The 18114-nt window shown below is 73.4% G+C and carries 18 protein-coding genes and 4 tRNA genes; 9 read left to right on the top strand and 13 right to left on the bottom strand.

Translation table 11 applies throughout. The features are described 5' to 3' along the window. Positions 1-81: 81 nt before the first annotated feature. Positions 82-155, bottom strand: a tRNA-Leu gene (locus ACI79B_RS06460). 78 nt (positions 156-233) lie between these two features. Here ACI79B_RS06460 and ACI79B_RS06465 point away from each other — a divergent pair. Further along, the gene (locus ACI79B_RS06465; protein ID WP_387986671.1) at positions 234-848 is read left to right on the top strand and encodes an ANTAR domain-containing response regulator; all 615 of its coding nucleotides are present in this window, start codon (positions 234-236) and stop codon (positions 846-848) included. Between the two features lie 150 nt (positions 849-998). Then, positions 999-2333 carry an ABC transporter substrate-binding protein gene (locus tag ACI79B_RS06470; RefSeq protein WP_456926708.1) on the top strand — a complete coding sequence of 445 codons (1335 nt, stop codon included), beginning with the start codon at positions 999-1001 and terminating at the stop codon, positions 2331-2333. 77 nt (positions 2334-2410) lie between these two features. On the opposite strand, the gene ACI79B_RS06475 is transcribed toward ACI79B_RS06470, so the two are convergent. The 5 genes from ACI79B_RS06475 to ACI79B_RS06495 form a co-directional block, all read right to left on the bottom strand. Further along, complete coding sequence (locus tag ACI79B_RS06475; RefSeq protein ID WP_456926709.1) at positions 2411-2830, bottom strand: DUF7712 family protein; 420 nt, start codon at positions 2828-2830, stop codon at positions 2411-2413. 88 nt (positions 2831-2918) lie between these two features. Beyond that, positions 2919-3776: an ABC transporter ATP-binding protein gene (locus ACI79B_RS06480; RefSeq protein WP_456926710.1), complete on the bottom strand. Its 858-nt coding sequence runs from the start codon at positions 3774-3776 to the stop codon at positions 2919-2921. Beyond that, positions 3773-4786 (bottom strand): ABC transporter ATP-binding protein, encoded by a 1014-nt coding sequence (locus ACI79B_RS06485; RefSeq protein WP_456926711.1) that lies wholly within the window; start codon positions 4784-4786, stop codon positions 3773-3775. The genes ACI79B_RS06480 and ACI79B_RS06485 overlap by 4 nt, the downstream gene beginning before the upstream one ends. After that, positions 4776-5774, bottom strand: a complete 999-nt coding sequence (locus tag ACI79B_RS06490) for a branched-chain amino acid ABC transporter permease (protein WP_456926712.1) — start codon at positions 5772-5774, stop codon at positions 4776-4778. The genes ACI79B_RS06485 and ACI79B_RS06490 overlap by 11 nt, the downstream gene beginning before the upstream one ends. 3 nt (positions 5775-5777) lie before the next feature. Continuing rightward, on the bottom strand, positions 5778-7028 hold the full coding sequence (locus ACI79B_RS06495; RefSeq protein WP_456926713.1) for an ABC transporter permease subunit: 1251 nt from the start codon (positions 7026-7028) through the stop codon (positions 5778-5780). A gap of 288 nt (positions 7029-7316) precedes the next feature. Here ACI79B_RS06495 and ACI79B_RS06500 point away from each other — a divergent pair, with 288 nt between their 5' ends. Then, positions 7317-7937: a GNAT family N-acetyltransferase gene (locus ACI79B_RS06500; RefSeq protein WP_456926714.1), complete on the top strand. Its 621-nt coding sequence runs from the start codon at positions 7317-7319 to the stop codon at positions 7935-7937. On the opposite strand, the gene ACI79B_RS06505 is transcribed toward ACI79B_RS06500, so the two are convergent. Beyond that, positions 7938-8342: a PaaI family thioesterase gene (locus ACI79B_RS06505; RefSeq protein ID WP_456926715.1), complete on the bottom strand. Its 405-nt coding sequence runs from the start codon at positions 8340-8342 to the stop codon at positions 7938-7940. Positions 8343-8424: 82 nt separating this feature from the next. On the opposite strand from ACI79B_RS06505, the gene polA reads away from it, so the two are divergent. Then, a complete protein-coding gene (gene polA, locus ACI79B_RS06510; RefSeq protein WP_456926716.1) occupies positions 8425-11163 on the top strand; it encodes a DNA polymerase I in 2739 nt (912 codons plus the stop codon). Between the two features lie 31 nt (positions 11164-11194). Here the strand turns inward: polA and ACI79B_RS06515 are convergent, their stop codons facing one another. Beyond that, positions 11195-12034, bottom strand: a complete 840-nt coding sequence (locus tag ACI79B_RS06515; RefSeq protein WP_456926717.1) for a class I SAM-dependent methyltransferase — start codon at positions 12032-12034, stop codon at positions 11195-11197. Between the two features lie 214 nt (positions 12035-12248). Here ACI79B_RS06515 and rpsA point away from each other — a divergent pair, with 214 nt between their 5' ends. Beyond that, positions 12249-13721, top strand: coding sequence for a 30S ribosomal protein S1 (gene rpsA, locus ACI79B_RS06520; RefSeq protein ID WP_456926718.1), 1473 nt, complete (start codon positions 12249-12251; stop codon positions 13719-13721). A 178-nt stretch (positions 13722-13899) separates the two neighbouring features. Here rpsA and ACI79B_RS06525 read toward each other — a convergent pair whose 3' ends face one another. Continuing rightward, entirely contained in the window at positions 13900-14169 is a 270-nt protein-coding gene (locus ACI79B_RS06525) for a hypothetical protein (RefSeq protein ID WP_456926719.1), read from the bottom strand. A 158-nt stretch (positions 14170-14327) separates the two neighbouring features. Between ACI79B_RS06525 and coaE the strand changes: the two genes are divergently transcribed. Continuing rightward, on the top strand, positions 14328-14933 hold the full coding sequence (coaE, locus tag ACI79B_RS06530) for a dephospho-CoA kinase (protein ID WP_456926720.1): 606 nt from the start codon (positions 14328-14330) through the stop codon (positions 14931-14933). 78 nt (positions 14934-15011) lie between these two features. Here coaE and ACI79B_RS06535 read toward each other — a convergent pair. The 4 genes from ACI79B_RS06535 to ACI79B_RS06550 form a co-directional block, all read right to left on the bottom strand. Beyond that, positions 15012-15086: transfer RNA gene (locus ACI79B_RS06535), tRNA-Val, on the bottom strand. A gap of 48 nt (positions 15087-15134) precedes the next feature. Next, positions 15135-15205, bottom strand: a tRNA-Cys gene (locus ACI79B_RS06540). A gap of 43 nt (positions 15206-15248) precedes the next feature. Continuing rightward, positions 15249-15321, bottom strand: a tRNA-Gly gene (locus ACI79B_RS06545). A gap of 87 nt (positions 15322-15408) precedes the next feature. After that, on the bottom strand, positions 15409-15858 hold the full coding sequence (locus tag ACI79B_RS06550; RefSeq protein WP_456926721.1) for an SsgA family sporulation/cell division regulator: 450 nt from the start codon (positions 15856-15858) through the stop codon (positions 15409-15411). A 215-nt stretch (positions 15859-16073) separates the two neighbouring features. Here ACI79B_RS06550 and ACI79B_RS06555 point away from each other — a divergent pair, with 215 nt between their 5' ends. The 3 genes from ACI79B_RS06555 to ACI79B_RS06565 are packed head-to-tail and all read left to right on the top strand — an operon-like array spanning position 16074 to position 18102. After that, positions 16074-16724 (top strand): sigma-70 family RNA polymerase sigma factor, encoded by a 651-nt coding sequence (locus ACI79B_RS06555; protein WP_456926722.1) that lies wholly within the window; start codon positions 16074-16076, stop codon positions 16722-16724. Continuing rightward, positions 16721-17614 (top strand): anti-sigma factor domain-containing protein, encoded by an 894-nt coding sequence (locus ACI79B_RS06560; protein ID WP_456926723.1) that lies wholly within the window; start codon positions 16721-16723, stop codon positions 17612-17614. Before ACI79B_RS06555 ends, ACI79B_RS06560 begins: the two co-directional genes overlap by 4 nt. 14 nt (positions 17615-17628) lie before the next feature. Further along, positions 17629-18102 carry a TIGR02611 family protein gene (locus ACI79B_RS06565; RefSeq protein ID WP_456926724.1) on the top strand — a complete coding sequence of 158 codons (474 nt, stop codon included), beginning with the start codon at positions 17629-17631 and terminating at the stop codon, positions 18100-18102. Positions 18103-18114 lie beyond the last annotated feature (12 nt).

An 18114-nucleotide genomic window follows, 5' to 3' on the forward strand; every position in this document is an offset into this window, starting at 1 on the left:
CGACGAGCGCCGGGATGGGCTCCGCGGCAGCGGGGACGGCACGTGGCGGCGGTGCCGTCCGGCAGGACGACGATGTAGCGGTGCCCCCGGTGCGACTCGAACGCACACTGCGCGGGTTTTGAATCCGCTCCCTCTGCCGATTGGGGTACGGGGGCAGGCGCCGCGACCGACGTCACGACCCGGTCAGCGTAACCGGGACGCCGCTCCCGGCCGTCGTCGCTAGGCTCCTCCGCGTGAGCAGCGAGCCGACCCGGGTCCTCATCGCCGAGGACGAGGCCCTCATCCGCCTCGACCTCAAGGAGATGCTCGAGGAGGAGGGGTACGTCGTCGTCGCCGAGGCCGGGGACGGGCAGACCGCCGTCGACCGGGCCCGGGAGCTGACGCCGGACCTCGTCATCCTCGACATCCAGATGCCGGTCCTCGACGGGCTGGCGGCCGCCGAGCAGATCGCCTCGGCGCGGATCGCGCCGGTCATCGTGCTCACCGCCTTCAGCCAGCGCGAGCTGGTCGAGCGGGCGCGCGACGCGGGCGCCATGGCCTACCTGGTCAAGCCGTTCTCCAAGAACGACCTGGTGCCGGCCATCGAGGTGGCCCGCGCGCGGTTCACCGAGATCGCCGCGCTCGACGGCGAGGTGCGCACGCTCGAGGAGCGGCTCGAGGCCCGCAAGGTCGTGGAGAAGGCCAAGGGCCGGCTCATGGCCGAGCAGGGGATGACCGAGGCGGAGGCCTTCCGCTGGATCCAGCGCACGGCCATGAACGAGCGCACGTCGATGAAGGCGCTGGCCGAGCGGATCCTCGCCACGGACGAGGCCGCCGCGGAGGGTGCACCCTCCCGGGGGAACGCGTAACCCGGCCGGAACAGGCCAGGTCACGACCCCATCACGGTCTCAACCGTCCCGCATCCATCCCCGTATCCAGCAGTTACGTTCACCGGACTGACGGGGCCCCGGCACGTCCGGGGCCCGCCGGACCGACGTACGACAACTGGGAGTTGCTGGATGCGCACGCGTACCTACGCCCGCAGCATCGCCGTCACCTCCGCCGCGCTCGTCGCCCTCACCGCCTGCGGTGGCGGCGACGACGGTGGCAGCGGCTCGGGCGGCGACGCCTCGGGCGGCGGCGAGAAGCAGGTCAACATCTACGGCACCGACGGCAACATGGGCAACGCCCTCGGTGAGGACTTCACCGACGACGGCGCGCTCGCCGGCATGCGGGGCACCACGCCCCTCACCGAGCTGGGCCCGGAGTTCACCGACCGGCTGCTCGAGGTGGACCCCAACCTGCAGGACTACAACTACGCGGGTGAGACCTACGACGCGGTGATCGTCACGGCGCTGGCCGCGCAGGCCGCCGGCACCAACGACGCCAACACCTTCAAGGCGTACGTCAACGGGATCACCACCGGCGGGGACAAGTGCACCGACTTCGCCGCGTGCCTGGAGATCATCAACAACGGCGGCAACGTCGACTACGACGGCATCTCCGGTCCGCTGGCCTTCACCGACGCCGGTGAGCCGGCGGCGGCCAGCTTCGGCCTGCTGCAGTTCGGCGACGACAACGCGCTGGACAGCGACGCCACCGAGTACGTCATCGCCGGTGACGAGGCCAACGCCACCAGCAACGAGGGCCCGGCCTACGCGCCGGCCGGCGCGACCGGCGGCCCGCTGGTCATCGGCACGCTGCTGCCGCTGACCGGCAACCTGGCCTTCCTCGGCCCGCCGGAGGTCGCCGGCGCCAAGCTGGCGGTCAACGACATCAACGCCGCCGGCGGCGTGCTGGGCCAGCCGGTCCAGCTCGTCGAGGGTGACTCCGGTGACGCCTCCACCGACACCGCCACCCAGACCGTGGACCGGCTGCTGCAGTCCGGTGTGAACGCGATCATCGGTGCCGCGTCCTCCGGTGTGAGCCTGACGGTCATCGACGCCATCACCGGCGCCGGTGTCCTGCAGTTCTCGCCGGCGAACACGTCCGACCAGTTCACGAACTACAACGACAACGGGCTGTACTTCCGCACCGCCCCGCCGGACACGCTGCAGGCCCGCGCCCTCGCGGACCTGATCATCGCCGACGGCAACAACACCGTGGGGATCCTCGCGCTCAACGACCCCTACGGCACGGGCCTGGCCGACAACACCAAGAACAACCTGGTCAGCGCCGGCCTCTCCGAGGACGACATCGTCAGCGTGACGTACGACCCGCAGGCGGCGAACTTCGACGCCGAGGTCCAGCAGATGGCCGACTTCAACCCGGACGCGATCGTCGTCATCGGGTTCGAGGAGTCCTCGCGGATCCTGCAGGGCCTCAACGACCAGGGCGTCGGCCCGCAGCGGTGACCCCGCGGCGGTGAGGTAGTCACCATCCGGCAGCGGCCCGGTACCCCCTCGCGGGGTGCCGGGCCGCTGTCGTGTGCTCAGCGCTGCAGCGACTGGCCCTCGGGCGCCCAGTCGGCCGGGCGCCCGCGGTGGTTGGAGAACTCCACCGCCCAGCGCCACCAGCCGCGGTCGGGCGCGTGCTCCCAGCGCAGCAGGACGCCGACCTCCCCGCCGGGCAGCAGCACCGGCAGGCCGAGGTGGCTCTCGTCGGGCCACACCTCGGTGCGCCGCAGGCCGCCGTCGGTCAGCTCGAGCAGCGTGACGGGGGAGTAGTCGCCGTCGCGGTCGGCGTCGCCGCGGGCCACGACGGTGTCGTCGTCGGCGGTGACCCGTACCGCCAGGCGGGCGGGCGCCGCGTGCACGAGCACGCGGGAGAAGCCGCCGGCGGTCAGCGCCCGGCAGAAGTCCAGGCCGTTCATGCCGCCGTCGCGGCCGCGCAGGTCCCAGGTCCAGTTCACGGGCTCGCTCCTACCCACCCGGACCCCCGGGACGACGAGAGGCCGGCGCCCCCGTGGGGGGCGCCGGCCTCGTCGGGGCCTCAGGCGGTCACTGCGCCTTGGCGAGGGTCCCCAGGTAGAGCTCGATGACCTTCGGGTCGGTCATCAGCGACTGGCCGGTGTCGGTGTAGGCGTTGCGGCCCTGGTCGAGCACGTAGCCGCGGTCGCAGATCTGCAGGCAGCGCCGGGCGTTCTGCTCGACCATGATGATCGAGACCCCGGTGGCGTTGATCCGCCGGCAGCGGATGAACACCTCGTCCTGGTAGGCGGGGGACAGGCCCGCCGACGGCTCGTCGAGCAGCAGCACGGACGGGTCCATCATCAGCGCCCGGCCCATGGCCACCATCTGCCGCTCGCCGCCGGAGAGCGCGCCCGCCTTCCCCTTGCGCCGCTCGCCGAGCAGCGGGAAGAGGTCGATGACGTAGTCGAAGCGCTCCTTGAACGTCTTCGGCCGCAGGTAGACGCCCATCTGCATGTTCTCCTCGATGGTGAGCGAGGGGAACACGTTGTTGTTCTGCGGCACGTAGCCGACGCCCATGGACACCAGCCGGTGGGCCGGCGCGGAGGTGATGTCCTCCCCGCGCAGCTTCACCGACCCCGAGCGCACCGGGATGAGCCCGAACAGCGTCTTGAGCAGCGTCGACTTGCCGGCGCCGTTGGGGCCGATGATCCCGACCAGCTCGCCGTCCTGCAGGTAGAAGTCGGCGCCGCGCAGGATGTTGACCCCCGGCACGTAACCGGCGACGAGGTCGTCGGCCCGCACCAGGGCGCCCTCGGCGAGGCGGAGGTGCTCCTCGCGGGTGGCGGCCTTCTCCGCCGGCGACAGCTCCGCGGTGCCCGCCGCGGCCTCCTGGGCCCGGGTGACCTCCTCGCCGGACTCGTCGACCTGGAACAGCGGGTCGCTCATCGGTCGGTCTCCCTGGTGGTGTCGGAGGCCAGGACCTCGCCGCCGCCGTGCTCCTCGGCGGCGATCCGCGCCTCGGCCTGGGCGAGGACCTGGTCCTCCTCCTCGACGGTCAGCGGGGCGTCGTGGTGCGCCCCGAGGTAGGCGTCGACCACGGCCTGGTTCTGGCTGATGGACTCGGGCGGCCCCTCGGCGATCACCCGGCCGGCGGCCATGACGACCACCCAGTCGCTGATGTCGCGGACGACGTCCATGTCGTGCTCGACGAAGATCACCGTCATGCCCTCCTCGCGGAGGTCCTTGACGTGGCCGAGCAGGCTCTGGGTCAGCGCCGGGTTCACGCCGGCCATGGGCTCGTCGAGCATGACGACCTTGGGGTCGCTCATCAGCGCGCGGGCCATCTCCAGCAGCTTGCGCTGACCGCCGGAGAGGGTGCCGGCGAACTCGTCCTTCTTGGCGTCGAGCTTGAACCGCCGGAGCAGCTCCATGGCCTTGTCGGTGTTGGCCTTCTCCTGCGACCGCCAGGTCCCGGGCACGAGCGCCCGCCAGAAGCTCTCGCCGCGCTGGCCCTGGGCGCCGAGCAGCATGTTCTGCAGCACGGTGAGCCGGGACAGCGCCTTGGTCAGCTGGAAGGTGCGGACGACGCCGAGCCGGGCGACCTGGTGCGGCGCGAGCTTGCCCAGCGGCCGGCCGTCGAAGCTCCACGTGCCGGTGTTGGGCTGGTCGAAGCCGGTGAGCAGGTTGAACAGCGTCGTCTTGCCGGCCCCGTTGGGCCCGATCAGCCCGGTGATGCCGCCGCGCTGCACCTCGAGGTGGTCGACGGCGACCGCGGTCAGGCCGCCGAAGGTGCGGGTGACCCCGTCGACGACGATCGCCGGGTCGGGCTTGGCGACGCCGACCTCCCACGGGACGTCGCGCAGCGCCGCCTGGGCCAGCCGCTGCGGGGCGCGGCCGGAGCCGCCCTTGTCCAGCGACGCCGCGTGGGCGCCGGTGGGCGTGTTGTCAGCGGGCATCGAGCATCACCTCTCGTCGGTCGCCGAGGATGCCCTGCGGTCGGAAGACCAACAGCAGCATGAGGCCGATCCCGACCAGGACGAAGCGGATCTGCGCCACGTCGGTGGACGACAGCAGCCCCTCGGGGATGATCCCGTTGTCGATGAGGAGCCGCAGGCCGGTGTCGGCGAACTGCAGGATGAACAGCAGGATGATGGAGCCGATCACCGGCCCGAGCACCCGCGCCGCACCGCCGAGGATCAGGGCGGCGTAGGCCAGGAACGTGTTGGCGTTCTGGTACTGGTCGGGGACGGCCGAGCCGGTCCCGACGGCGTAGACCATGCCGCCGATCGCACCGAGGATGCCGCCGAGCACCAGGGCCTGCATCTTGTAGACGTACACGTTCTTGCCGAGCGCACGGACGGCGTCCTCGTCCTCGCGGATGGACTTGAGCACGCGGCCCCACGGGCTGCGCACCAGCGCCCACACCAGCAGGCAGGACAGGGCCACGATCACCCACCCGACGAGCGTGACCCAGAGCTCGCCGCCGGACCAGCTGGTGCCGAGGATGCGGTAGCGCTCGTTGGTCGCCCACGGGGCGAGGGCGATGAAGTCGCCGTTGAAGGCGGACAGGCCGCGGGTCCCGTTGGTGACCGGGGTGGCCGACACCGAGCGGAACAGCAGCCGCAGCCCCTCCGCGGCCGCGATGGTCGCGATGGCGAGGTAGTCGGCGCGCAGCCGCAGGGTCGGCAGGCCGAGCAGCAGGGCCAGGACGACGGCCGCCGCCAGGCCGACCAGCACGCCCACCCAGAAGGGCAGGCCCCACTGGCTGACCGAGATGGCGATGCCGAAGCCGCCCAGCATGGCGAAGGCGATCTGCCCGAAGTTGAGCAGGCCGGCGTAGCCGAACTGGACGTTGAGGCCGATGGCGAGCAGCGCGAAGAAGATCGCCTGGAACCCGAGGCCGGCCTTGAGGGCGACGGCCAGGGCGTCGATGAGGTCGCCCACGGCTCAGCCGATCCGGACCCGGCTGCCCAGGATGCCCTGGGGCCGGATGACGAGGATGACGATCAAGAGCAGGAGCCCCCCGACGTACTTCACGTCATTCGGGATGACGAGGGTCGACATCTGGACGAACACACCGACGATCAGGCTGCCCACCAGGGCGCCGTAGGCGGTGCCGAGGCCACCGAGGGTGACGCCGGCGAACATCAGCAGCAGCAGGCGGAAGCCCATGTCCCACTGCACCTGGTCGGACAGGCCCAGCAGGACGCCGCCGAGCGCGGCCAGCGCCCCGCCCATCATCCAGACCACGAGGATCACGCGGTTGACGTCGATGCCCGACGAGGCCGCGAGGTCGCGGTTGTCCGCGACCGCGCGCATCGCCTTGCCGATCTTGGTGCGCTGCAGCATGACCGCCACCAGCACCAGGACGACCACCGAGACGACGATCGAGATCAGCGCCCGGTTGGTCAGCGTGAACAGGCCGTAGTCGACGGCGCGGCCGGTGGACACCTGGTACGGGCTGGACCGGCCGCCGTAGAAGATCTGGACGGCGTAGCGGAGCACCAGCGACAGGCCGATGGACACGACCAGGGCGGCGACCAGGCCGGTGCCGCGACGGCGCAGCGGCCGCCACAGGCCGAGCTCGTTGAGGGCGCCGACGGCCGCGCCGACCACCATCGCGATGAGCGCCGCCGGGATCAGCGGCACGCCGCCCTGCACGTTGACGTACCAGGCGGCGACCGCGCCGATGGTGACCAGCTCGCCGTGCGCGAAGTTGGTCAGCCCGGTGGTGCCGAAGATCAGCGAGAGGCCGACGGCGCACATGGCGATGAGCAGGCCGAAGCGGATGCCGTCGACCAGCAGCTGGACGGCGCGGACCGTGCCGCCGCCCTCGCCGCGGCTGCCGTCCTCGAGGCCGATGATCACCGGCTCCCGCCGGCCGGTGTCGACGGTGACCGCGCGGTTGTCCGCGCCGGCGAGCTCGACGCCCTCGGGCAGGTCGTCGCCGTCGATGGTGACGACGTAGTCGCCGGGGCCGGGCAGGTCGACCGACCAGCGCCCGTTCTCGTCGGTCTCGACGGTGTCGACCTCGTCGCCGGCGGCGGTGGTGACCGTGACCTGGACGTCCTCGATGGGGCCGGACCGGCTGGTCTGCAGCGTGCCCAGCACCTGCTCGCCCTCGGCGTTCGCGGCCCCGGGGACCAGGACGGCGAGTCCGGTGGCGGCAACGAGGACCAGCAGGAGTCGCAGCAGCACCCCGCGGACGACGCTCCGGCGCCCCGGGCGGATCGCGCTCCGGTGCAGCTCGGGTCGCCCGGCAGTGGCTGACGGGTGCCTCACACAACCTCCCTGGTCGTGGCAGTGGAGGCGTGACGGTAACCCAGGCGTGTTGCGTCCCCGTTCCCTCGTCGCCGCACTGTGACCGAAGCGCGACGCGCCGACGCACCCGTCCTGGTGATCACTCCCGTCCCAGGACCGGCGCGTCGGCGTGGCCGCGGGCGGCGGGAGGTGCACGCTCGGCGGCGCCGTCCAGGGAGGGCTCACGTGTCTGCTACCGGCCAGCGGTCCCGCGTCGTCACGCGCACGGCGCGCCCCGACGACCTGCCCGCCGTCCTCGCCCTGGTGCGCCAGCACCGCGCCGAGGCGCACGCGGAGGGCGTCCTCACCGGGCAGACACCGGGGGCGGCCGCGGCGGCGGGCTTCCGGCGGCTGCTGGCCGACCCCGCGCACCGGGTGGTGCTCGCCGTCCTGCCCGGCGCCAACGCCGCGACCGCGGCCACCGTGGGCGAGGTCGCCGTCGGTCTCGCCGTGCTGGGGCTGGACCCGCTGTCGGCGGTGCTCGGCGTCCCGCAGGTCACGGTGGACAACCTCGTCGTGCACCGGGACCACCGCCGGTGCGGGGCCGGCGCCGCGCTGCTGGCCGCGGCCGCCGACCACGCCGCGGAGGTCGGCGCCGAGCACGTCGTCGCCGCGGTCGGCGGGCACGAGGCCGAGCGGCAGCGGTTCTTCGCGCGGATGGGCTTCGCGCCGCTCACCACCCGCCGGATCGTGCCGCGGGAGACGCTGGCCCGGTCGCTGGCCGCCTGGCAGCGCGGCGGCGTCCCGCTGCCCCGGCCGCCACGACGTCGTCCGGTGTCCCGGGCGCTGCCGGCCTTGGGTGCCTGATCAGGCGGGGAGGATCGCGCAGGTCAGCCGCGCGGTGGCGGTGGTCCGCCCGCGGTCGTCGGTGACCTCGATCAGGAACGTCGACAGCGTGCGGCCGACGCGGGCCGGGGTGCAGACGGCGGTGACCGTGCCCGACGTCGCCGCGCGCAGGTAGCTGGCGTTCAGCTCCACCCCGACGGCCTTCCTGCCCGGGCCGGCGTTGAGCATCGCCGCCCAGGAGCCGATCGTCTCGACCAGCGAGCACGTGGCCCCGCCGTGCAGCAGGCCGAAGGGCTGCTGGTTGCCCTCCACCGGCATCGTCGCCACGAGCCGGGCCGGGTCGTAGTCGACGATGGTGATGCCGAGCTTGTCGTCGAGCGGGCTGCTCGCGCTGGGCGCCAGCCAGTCCGGGGGAGCGGAGGTCACGCCGGGCACCGTAACGGCGGGCGGGCCGGCCCTCCGTGCGGGGCCTCGGAACCGTGGGCGGGCGCACCTAGGATCGTGCGCGATGTCCGCTCCGGTGACCACCCCCGCGCCCACCGCCCCCTCGAGTCCGGGGACGCGGCCGCGGCTGCTCCTCCTCGACGGGCACTCGCTGGCCTACCGCGCCTTCTTCGCCCTGCCGGTGGAGAACTTCTCCACGACGACGGGCCAGCCGACCAACGCCGTCTACGGCTTCACGTCGATGCTGATCAACGTGCTGCGCGACGAGCAGCCCACCCACCTCGCGGTGGCCTTCGACGTCGGCCGGCAGACCTTCCGCAGCGAGATCTACGCGGAGTACAAGGCCAACCGCTCCGAGAGCCCCACCGACTTCCGCGGGCAGGTCAGCCTCATCCAGGAGGTGCTCGCCGCGCTGCGGGTCCCGGTGATCACCGCGCCGGGCTACGAGGCCGACGACGTCATCGCCACGCTCACCGTGCAGGCCGTCGAGCAGGGCATGGACGTGCTCATCTGCACCGGCGACCGCGACGCGCTGCAGCTGGTCGACGAGCACGTCACCGTGCTGTACCCGCGCAAGGGCGTCTCGGACCTCACCCGGTTCACGCCGGAGGAGGTCGAGGCCAAGTACGGCCTGACGCCGCAGCAGTACCCGGACTTCGCCGCGCTGCGCGGGGACCCGAGCGACAACCTGCCCAGCATCCCGAGCGTGGGGGAGAAGACCGCGGCCAAGTGGGTGCGCGAGTACGGCTCCCTCGACGAGCTGGTCGACCGGGTCGACACGGTCAAGGGCAAGGTCGGGGAGAAGCTGCGCGAGCACCTGTCCTCGGTGCTGCAGAACCGGCGGCTGACCGAGCTGGACCGGCAGGTGGCGCTGGAGCTGGGCCCGCAGGACCTCGCCGTCCGCGCGTGGGACCGCAACGAGGTGCACACCCTCTTCGACAACCTGCAGTTCCGGGTGCTGCGCGAGCGGCTGTTCGCCACGCTGAGCAGCGCCGAGCCCGAGGTCGAGGGCGGCTTCGACGTCACCGCCGACGACGTCCCGGCCGGCGGGCTGTCCGCCTGGCTGGACGCCCACGCCCGCACCGGGCGGACCGGCGTGATCTTCCGCGGCACCTGGGGGCGGGGGACCGGTGAGCTGACCGGGCTGGGCCTGGCCGCCGCCGACGACCACGCCGTGTTCGTCGACCTCGGCCCCGACCTCGACGTCGCCGACGAGCAGGCCCTGGCCGACTGGCTGGCCGACCCGGCCGCCGAGAAGGTGGCGCACGACGTCAAGGGCCCGCTGCTGGCGGTGTGGGCGCGCGGCTGGGACCTGCAGGGCCTGGTCAGCGACACCGCGCTGGCCGCCTACCTGGCGACGCCGGGGCAGCGCTCCTTCGACCTCGGCGACCTCTCGGTGCGCTACCTCAAGCGCGAGCTCAAGGACGCCGCCGAGCCCGAGGGCCAGATGACCCTCGACGGGATGGGCCCGAGCGAGGCCGACCTCGCCGCCGAGGCCGCGCACGCCGACGTGGTCAAGGCGGTCGCGGTCAACGACCTCTCCGACGCCCTCGAGCAGGTCCTCGCCCAGAAGGGCGGGGACCACCTGCTGCAGGGGATGGAGCTGCCGCTCACCCGGGTGCTGGCCCGGATGGAGCACCGCGGCATCGCCGTCGACACGGACCTGCTCGGCGAGCTGCAGCGCGAGTTCGCCGAGGGCGTGGCCGCCGCGGCCGCCGAGGCGTACGCCGTCATCGGCCGGGAGATCAACCTCGGCTCGCCCAAGCAGCTGCAGGCGGTGCTGTTCGACGAGCTGGGGCTGCCGAAGACCAAGAAGATCAAGAGCGGGTACACCACCGACGCCGACGCGCTCACCGGCCTGCTCGCCCAGACCGGGCACCCGTTCCTCGAGCACCTGATGCGCCACCGGGACGTGACCCGGCTGCGCACGGTCATCGACGGGCTGATCCCGATGGTCGACGACGCCGGCCGCATCCACACGACGTTCCAGCAGACGATCGCCGCCACCGGCCGGCTGTCCTCGATCGACCCGAACCTGCAGAACATCCCGATCCGCAGCGCCGAGGGGCGCCGGATCCGGCAGGCGTTCGTCGTCGGGCCGGGCTTCGAGTCGCTGATGACGGCCGACTACAGCCAGATCGAGATGCGGATCATGGCCCACCTGTCCGGGGACGAGGGGCTCATCGAGGCCTTCACCTCGGGGGAGGACCTGCACTCGTTCGTCGCCTCGCGGGCCTACGACATCCCGATCGAGGACGTCGACCCGGAGATGCGGCGCCGGATCAAGGCGATGAGCTACGGCCTGGCCTACGGGTTGAGCGCCTACGGGCTGGCGGGGCAGCTGCGGATCTCGGTCGAGGAGGCGCGCGAGCAGATGCACGCCTACTTCGAGCGCTTCGGCGGGATCCGCGAGTACCTCGACGGCGTCGTCGAGGAGGCCCGGCTGCGCGGCTACACCGAGACCACCCTCGGCCGGCGCCGCTACCTGCCCGACCTCACCAGCGACAACGGGCAGCGGCGGCAGATGGCCGAGCGGATGGCGCTCAACGCCCCGATCCAGGGCTCGGCGGCCGACGTCATCAAGGTCGCCATGCTCGGCGTCGAGCGGGCGATCGAGGCGGAGGGACTGCGCTCGCGGATGCTGCTGCAGGTGCACGACGAGCTCGTGCTCGAGGTGGCGCCGGGGGAGCGGGAGGCGCTGGAGGCGCTGGTCCGCCGCGAGATGTCCGGGGCCGCGCAGCTGTCGGTGCCGCTGGAGGTCTCCGTCGGCGTCGGCCGCAGCTGGGACGCCGCCGCCCACTAGTCGGTCACGACCCTCGACCTCGAGTCGAGGGTCACGGGCGGTGCGCGACCAGGACCAGCGTGCCGGGGACGAGGGCGCCGCGGGCCGGGGACCACTGGCCCCACTCCTGGGTGCGGCCCGGCGTCCACTCCGGCTCGACCAGGTCGTCGAGCACCAGGCCCGCCCCGACGACGGCGCGCACCCAGTCGCCGACCGTGCGGTGGTGCTCGACGTACACCGTCCGCCCGTCGCCGTCGGTCTCCACGTAGGGCCGGCGGTCGAAGTAGGACGAGACCACCCGCAGGTCGTCGGGGTCGGGGGAGTCCGGCAGCGGCCAGCGGAACGGGTGGTTGACCGACGCGGCGAACCGCCCACCCGGGCGGAGCACCCGCGCCACCTCCGCCAGCGCCCCCTCGACGTCGGCGACGAACGGCAGCCCGCCGAACGCCGAGCAGACGACGTCGAACGACCCGCCGGCCAGCGGCAGCGCGCCGACGTCGGCCTGCAGCAGCGGGACCGCGATCCCGGTGCCGCGGCCGAGCTCCGCCGCGCGGGCGAGCATCCCGGCCGACAGGTCCAGCGCGACGACGTCGGCCCCGGCCCGGCGCAGCCACCGCGCGCACGGCGCCGAGCCGCAGCCGACCTCGAGCACCCGGCGGCCGGCGACGTCGCCGAGCAGGCGCGCGTCGGCCTCGCGCAGCCCCTCCGGGCACCACAGGAAGTCGACGTCGCCGAGGTCCTCGCCGTGCTCGGCGAGGTAGGCCGGCGCGGCGGCGTCCCACCAGCCGCGGTTGGCCCGGACCGACTCGGCGGACCCGGCCGGCCGGCGTTCGACACCCCCGGCCGCGGGGTATCCGTCGGGCCCGAGGGGGAGCGCGGGCGGCGGCATCATGACACGCCCAGCGTGACACGCCGCTCCGGATCGGCAGAGGTCGCCCACCCGGTGGACCCCGGTGCGCGCGCGTCCGTACCATGGGAGTGCGCCAGAGGTCTGTCAGTGCTGTTACCCGCAAGGGATCGGCGCGCGCCGGCTCTCCCCGCTCCCGCGGTCACCCGGCCGCGGTCCACCTGTCCCTACGCATCCCCCGTCCGGAGCACTCGACCACATGACCTCCACCCAGGTCCGTCCCGACAGCACCCCCCAGATCGCGGTGAACGACATCGGCACCGCCGAGGACTTCCTCGCCGCGATCGACCAGACGATCAAGTACTTCAACGACGGCGACATCGTCGAAGGCGTCATCGTCAAGGTCGACCGGGACGAGGTGCTGCTGGACATCGGCTACAAGACCGAGGGCGTCATCCCCTCGCGCGAGCTGTCCATCAAGCACGACGTCGACCCCAACGAGGTCGTCAAGGTCGGCGACGAGGTGGAAGCTCTCGTCCTCCAGAAGGAGGACAAGGAAGGCCGCCTGATCCTGTCCAAGAAGCGCGCCCAGTACGAGCGCGCCTGGGGCACGATCGAGGCCAAGAAGGAAGCCGACGAGGTCGTCACCGGCACCGTCATCGAGGTCGTCAAGGGCGGCCTCATCCTCGACATCGGCCTGCGCGGCTTCCTCCCCGCGTCGCTGGTCGAGATGCGCCGCGTCCGCGACCTGCAGCCCTACGTGGGCCGCGAGCTCGAGGCCAAGATCATCGAGCTCGACAAGAACCGCAACAACGTCGTCCTCTCCCGCCGGCAGTGGCTGGAGCAGACGCAGTCCGAGGTCCGCAGCGAGTTCCTCAACAAGCTCGCCCGCGGTCAGGTGCGCACCGGCGTCGTCTCCTCGATCGTCAACTTCGGTGCGTTCGTCGACCTCGGCGGCGTCGACGGCCTCGTGCACGTCTCCGAGCTGTCCTGGAAGCACATCGACCACCCGTCCGAGGTCGTCGAGGTGGGCCAGGAGGTCACCGTCGAGGTCCTCGACGTCGACCTCGACCGCGAGCGGGTCTCCCTGTCGCTGAAGGCGACGCAGGAGGACCCGTGGCGCCAGTTCGCCCGCACCCACCAGATCGGCCAGGTCGTGCCGGGCAAGGTCACCAAGCTGGTGCCCTTCGGTGCGTTCGTCCGGGTCGACGAGGGCATCGAGGGCCTGGTCCACATCTCCGAGCTGGCCGAGCGCCACGTGGAGATCCCGGAGCAGGTCGTGCAGGTCGGCGACGAGATCCTCGTCAAGGTCATCGACATCGACCTCGACCGGCGCCGCATCAGCCTGTCGCTCAAGCAGGCCAACGAGGGTGTCATCGGCGACGAGGAGCAGTTCGACCCGGCCGCCTACGGCATGTCCGCGTCCTACGACGAGCAGGGCAACTACATCTACCCCGAGGGCTTCGACCCGGAGACCGGGGAGTGGCTCGAGGGCTACGAGGAGGCCCGCGAGACCTGGGAGCGGCAGTACGCCGAGGCCCAGGCCCGCTTCGAGGCGCACCGCAAGCAGATCGCCGCGGCCCGCGAGGCCGACGCGGAGGCCGCTGCTGGGGGCAACTACTCCTCCGGCGGTGACGCGCCGACCGGTGGCGACACCACCTCCGGTGGCGGCACGCTGGCCAGCGACGAGGCGCTCGCCGCGCTGCGGGCCAAGCTCGCCGGCGGGGAGTGACCCGCTGACCGTGCGCTGACGGTCTGAACGAACGACAGAGGCCCAGGACCTGCGAGGTCCTGGGCCTCTGTCGTGCGTGCACCGGGTGGCGCAGAGGGGTGCCCGCCCGCCGTCCCCGTCCGGGCGGGCACCCGGTCCGATCAGCCCCGTCGCGGACGTGCCGCGGAGGGGACCTCCCTCAGAGGCTGAGGATGATCGCGAAGGCCGAGCGCGGGCGGCCGCCGGCCGCGGCCAGCGACTGCCAGGTGTGGCGGCCGGCCGGGGCGGCGTCGAGCAGCCAGCGGAGGAACGCCCCGCGGCGCGAGGGCTCGGCCTGCTGCAGGGCCATGCGGGCGCGGACGGCGGGGATGTCGGCCACCCGGACCCCGCCCGCACGCTCCGCCCGGTGCCGGCCCGGGGTGCGGGGACCGGCGGGGACCGTCGCGACGGCGGTACGGGGCTGCGACATCGGGCTGCCTGCCTTCCTCGGCTGCGTCCCCCTCCATGGGGAACCGACGGGGCGGACGTTATGAGGAGTGACGGGTGTGACTGGTGCGACGCGCCGGACACGGGGGACGGGTGTTACCCGTCCGTGACCGCCGTCCGCGCGCTCGTTACCGTCCGTCCGTGCTGCGGATCGGGTTGACCGGCGGGATCGGGTCGGGGAAGAGCACGGTGGCCGCGCTGCTGGCGGCCCGCGGGGCGCTGGTCGTGGACGCCGACCGCATCGCCCGGGAGGTCGTGGAGCCCGGCACGCCCGGGCTGGCCGCCGTCGTCGACGCCTTCGGGCCGGAGGTGCTCACCCCCGAGGGGGCGCTGGACCGCCCGGCGCTGGCCGCGGTCGTGTTCGCCGACCCGCAGGCGCGGGCGCGGCTGGACGGCATCGTGCACCCGCTGGTGCGCGCCCGGGCCCTGGAGGTCGTCGAGGCGGCTCCCGACGACGCCGTCGTCGTCCAGGACGTCCCGCTGCTGGTGGAGACCGGCCAGGCCGGCGCGTACGACCTCGTGCTGGTCGTCGAGGCCGACCTGGACACCCGCGTCGCCCGGCTGGTCCTGCGCGGGCTCACCGAGGACGACGCGCGCGCCCGCATCGCCGCCCAGGCCACCGACGAGCAGCGCCGGGCGGTGGCCGACGTCGTCCTCGACAACAGCGGCGCCCCCGAGGCCCTCGCCGCCCAGGTGGAGCGGTTCTGGGAGGAGCGGGTGGCGCCGGCGGTGGGGGAGCGGCGCTGAGCGCCACCCGCCTGCGCGGGGTGACGGCCCCGGGAACGACGAGAGCCCCGGACCGCTGCGGTCCGGGGCTCTGCGTGCTGGTGGGCGATACTGGGTTCGAACCAGTGACCTCTACCGTGTCAAGGTAGCGCTCTACCACTGAGCCAATCGCCCGAGTCCGGTCTGCCGACCGGCCCGCTCCACGCGCTCGGCGAGGAGCCGAGGTGGAGACGGGATTTGAACCCGTGTAGACGGCTTTGCAGGCCGTTGCCTCGCCTCTCGGCCACTCCACCGCACACACGGGCGCCGGTCTCGCGACCAGCGCCCGAGGTCCCGAGCGGACGACGGGATTCGAACCCGCGACCCTCACCTTGGCAAGGTGATGCTCTACCAACTGAGCCACGTCCGCGTTGCTGTGTTCTGTTGTGTCGCTGTCTTGCAGGGAGAACCATACCCGACCCCTGGCGGGGGTTTCACGGGGGGTCCCCCCGGGGTGTCACCGCGCCCCGGGATCGGCACCGCCGCCGGAGAGCAGCGCGGCCAGCTCGTCGTCGACGTCGAGCGCCGCCGTCTCCTGCCCGGAGGGCACGAGCTCCTCGGTGCGCTGCAGGAACGCGGCCACCGTGGCGCGGGACAGCTCGAACAGCGCCTCCCCGGACGGGGCGCGCAGGTGCAGGTACAGCACGTCACCGCTGGTGCGGGCCGGCCAGATGCGCACGTCGCCGTCGCCGGCCGGCCGCTCGAGCCCGGCGGCGAGCAGCTCGCGGCCGAGCAGCCAGGTGATGCCGTCGTCGGTGACCTCCCCGCTCTCGCCGAAGCCGATCCGCACCGCGAAGGGGTCGTGCACCGCGTAGGAGAGGGCGGCAGGCACCTCGGTCCACGAGGTCGGTCCGACCAGGTACAGCGTCGTCGGGACGGAGTACCCGGACGGGGAGCGGTGTGCCATGTCGCCTCGATCCATGCAACGTGTAACGACGAGCGGAGTCGGATGTTGCGCCGACCGGCTGCCGGGCGTGTCGCCACGGCCGGGCCGGCCGCGGCGGTCATCTTCCCGACCGGTCCGCGCGGTCCCGCCGGGTTCAGGGGCGGTGACCGTCCGGGGATGCCCCTACCCGGCGTGGTGAACCGCGAAGCGCGCTGTCGCGAATGCGACGTGTGACCATGGAAACCGTGACGCGTCCGGCACGACGTCCGGAGGGCGACCCCGGTGACCTGGACCTCGTGGCGCGCGTACGGGCGGGCGACCGGGGTGCCGTGGACGACCTCTACGACCGGTTCCGCCGGCCGGCGTTCGCGCTGGCCAGGCGGGTGCTCGCCGACGACACCCTCGCCGAGGACGTCGTCCAGGACGTGTTCCTCACCGTCTGGCGCGACCCGCACGCCTACGACGGCGCCCGCGGCAGCTTCTCCGCCTGGCTGATGGCGATGGTCCACCACAAGGCCGTCGACGCCGTCCGCCGGGAGGAGTCGCACCGCCGCCGGCGGGCCCGCGCCGAGGACGACCTCGCGCTGAGCGCCCCCACCAGCGCCCGCGACGTCGAGGACGAGGCGTGGGACCGGGTGGTGTCCGAGCGGGTGCGCACCGCGCTCGGGGCGCTGCCCGACGCCCAGCGGGAGGCGCTCACCCTCGCCTACTACGGCGGGTACACGCAGCGGGAGGTCGCGGCCCTGACCCGCGCGCCGCTGGGGACGGTGAAGACCCGCATGCTGGCCGGCATGCGCCGGCTGAAGGAGGAGCTCGGCGGGGTCGCCGGGCCCACCGCCGGTGGCGCGCTCAGCGGTCCCGCCGCGGTGGACGGAGGTGCCCGGTGAGCCCGCGCCCCGACTCCCACGAGCCCTTCGACGAGCTCGCCGTCGGGTGGGCGCTGCACGCGCTCGAGCCCGAGGACGAGGCGCTGTTCGGCGCCCACCTGCCCACCTGCCCGCGGTGCACCCGGACCGTCGCCGAGACCGCCGAGGTGATGGCGGCGCTGGCCGCGGACCTGCCGCCGGCCGAGCCCGACGACCGGCTGCGCGAGCGGCTGCGGGCCGCGGTCGAGGAGACCGAGCAGCTCCCGCCGCCGGCCGGCGTCGACCCCGCCGCCCCGGCCGCGGCGCCCGTGCCGCCGCCGGCGCCGGGCACCCCCGGCGGGCGCCGCCGCACCGACCGTCCCGTCGCCACCGGCTTCCCCGGCTACGTGCCCGTGCCGGGGGAGCCCGCGCCCGGCCCGCGCCCGGTGTGGCGGCGGGTGCTGCCCAACGCCCTCGTCGCCGCGGCCGTCGCCGCGATCCTGGCGCTCGGCACCTGGAACGTCGTGCTCAGCTCCGCCCGGGACGACGCCCGCGCCGCCGCCGCGGAGCAGCAGCAGGTCCTCGGGGCGCTGCTGCAGCCCGGCCGGGCGACCATCGCCCCCGTCCAGGACCGCGACGGCGACCCGGTGGCCACCGTCGTCGCCCGCGACGCGCAGCTGGAGGTCGTCGCGCACGGCCTGCGGGTCAACGACAGCAGCGACAGCGTCTACGTGGTGTGGGGGGTGGTCGACGACGCACCCGTGGCGCTCGGCACCTTCGACGTCGTGTCCCCACAGACCGACCTCCGGACCGTAGGCTCCGCCTCGACCGGTCTCGACGACTACGCGGCGTACGCGATCAGCATCGAGCCCGGGCGGCAGGCTCCGGCGGGACCGTCGGACGTGGTGGCGAACGGGCAGGTGACCAGCTGAGCGGACAGGACACGGTGCCGCCGCCGCCGCGGGAGCGGCGGGCACGACCGACCGCGGAGGAGCGGCGGGAGCACTTCGACCACGACGGCGTCCACAGCCTGCGCGAGCGGGTCGCGGAGTCCCGGTGGCGCCGGCGCCTGGCCGCCCGCCGCTCGGTCGACCACGCCTACCGGATGGTCGTCGGCATCGTCGGAGGCCTCGTCGTCGCCGTCGGCCTGGTCACCATCCCGCTGCCGGGGCCCGGCTGGCTCACCGTCATCGCCGGCCTGTTCGTGCTCGCCACCGAGTTCACCTGGGCCGAGCGGCTGCTGGAGTTCACCAAGCGGCACGTCAAGGCCTGGACCGACTGGCTGGGCCGCCAGCCGGTGTGGGTGCGCCTGGGCATCGGCGTCCTGACGGCGGCGTTCGTCTACGGCGTCCTGGTCGTCACCCTGCACGTCACCGGCGTCCCGGACTGGGTGCCGGGGTGGGTGCCCCTGTGGCGCTGACCGTCTGGCATC

The sequence above is a fragment of the Geodermatophilus sp. SYSU D00879 genome (assembly GCF_054050375.1).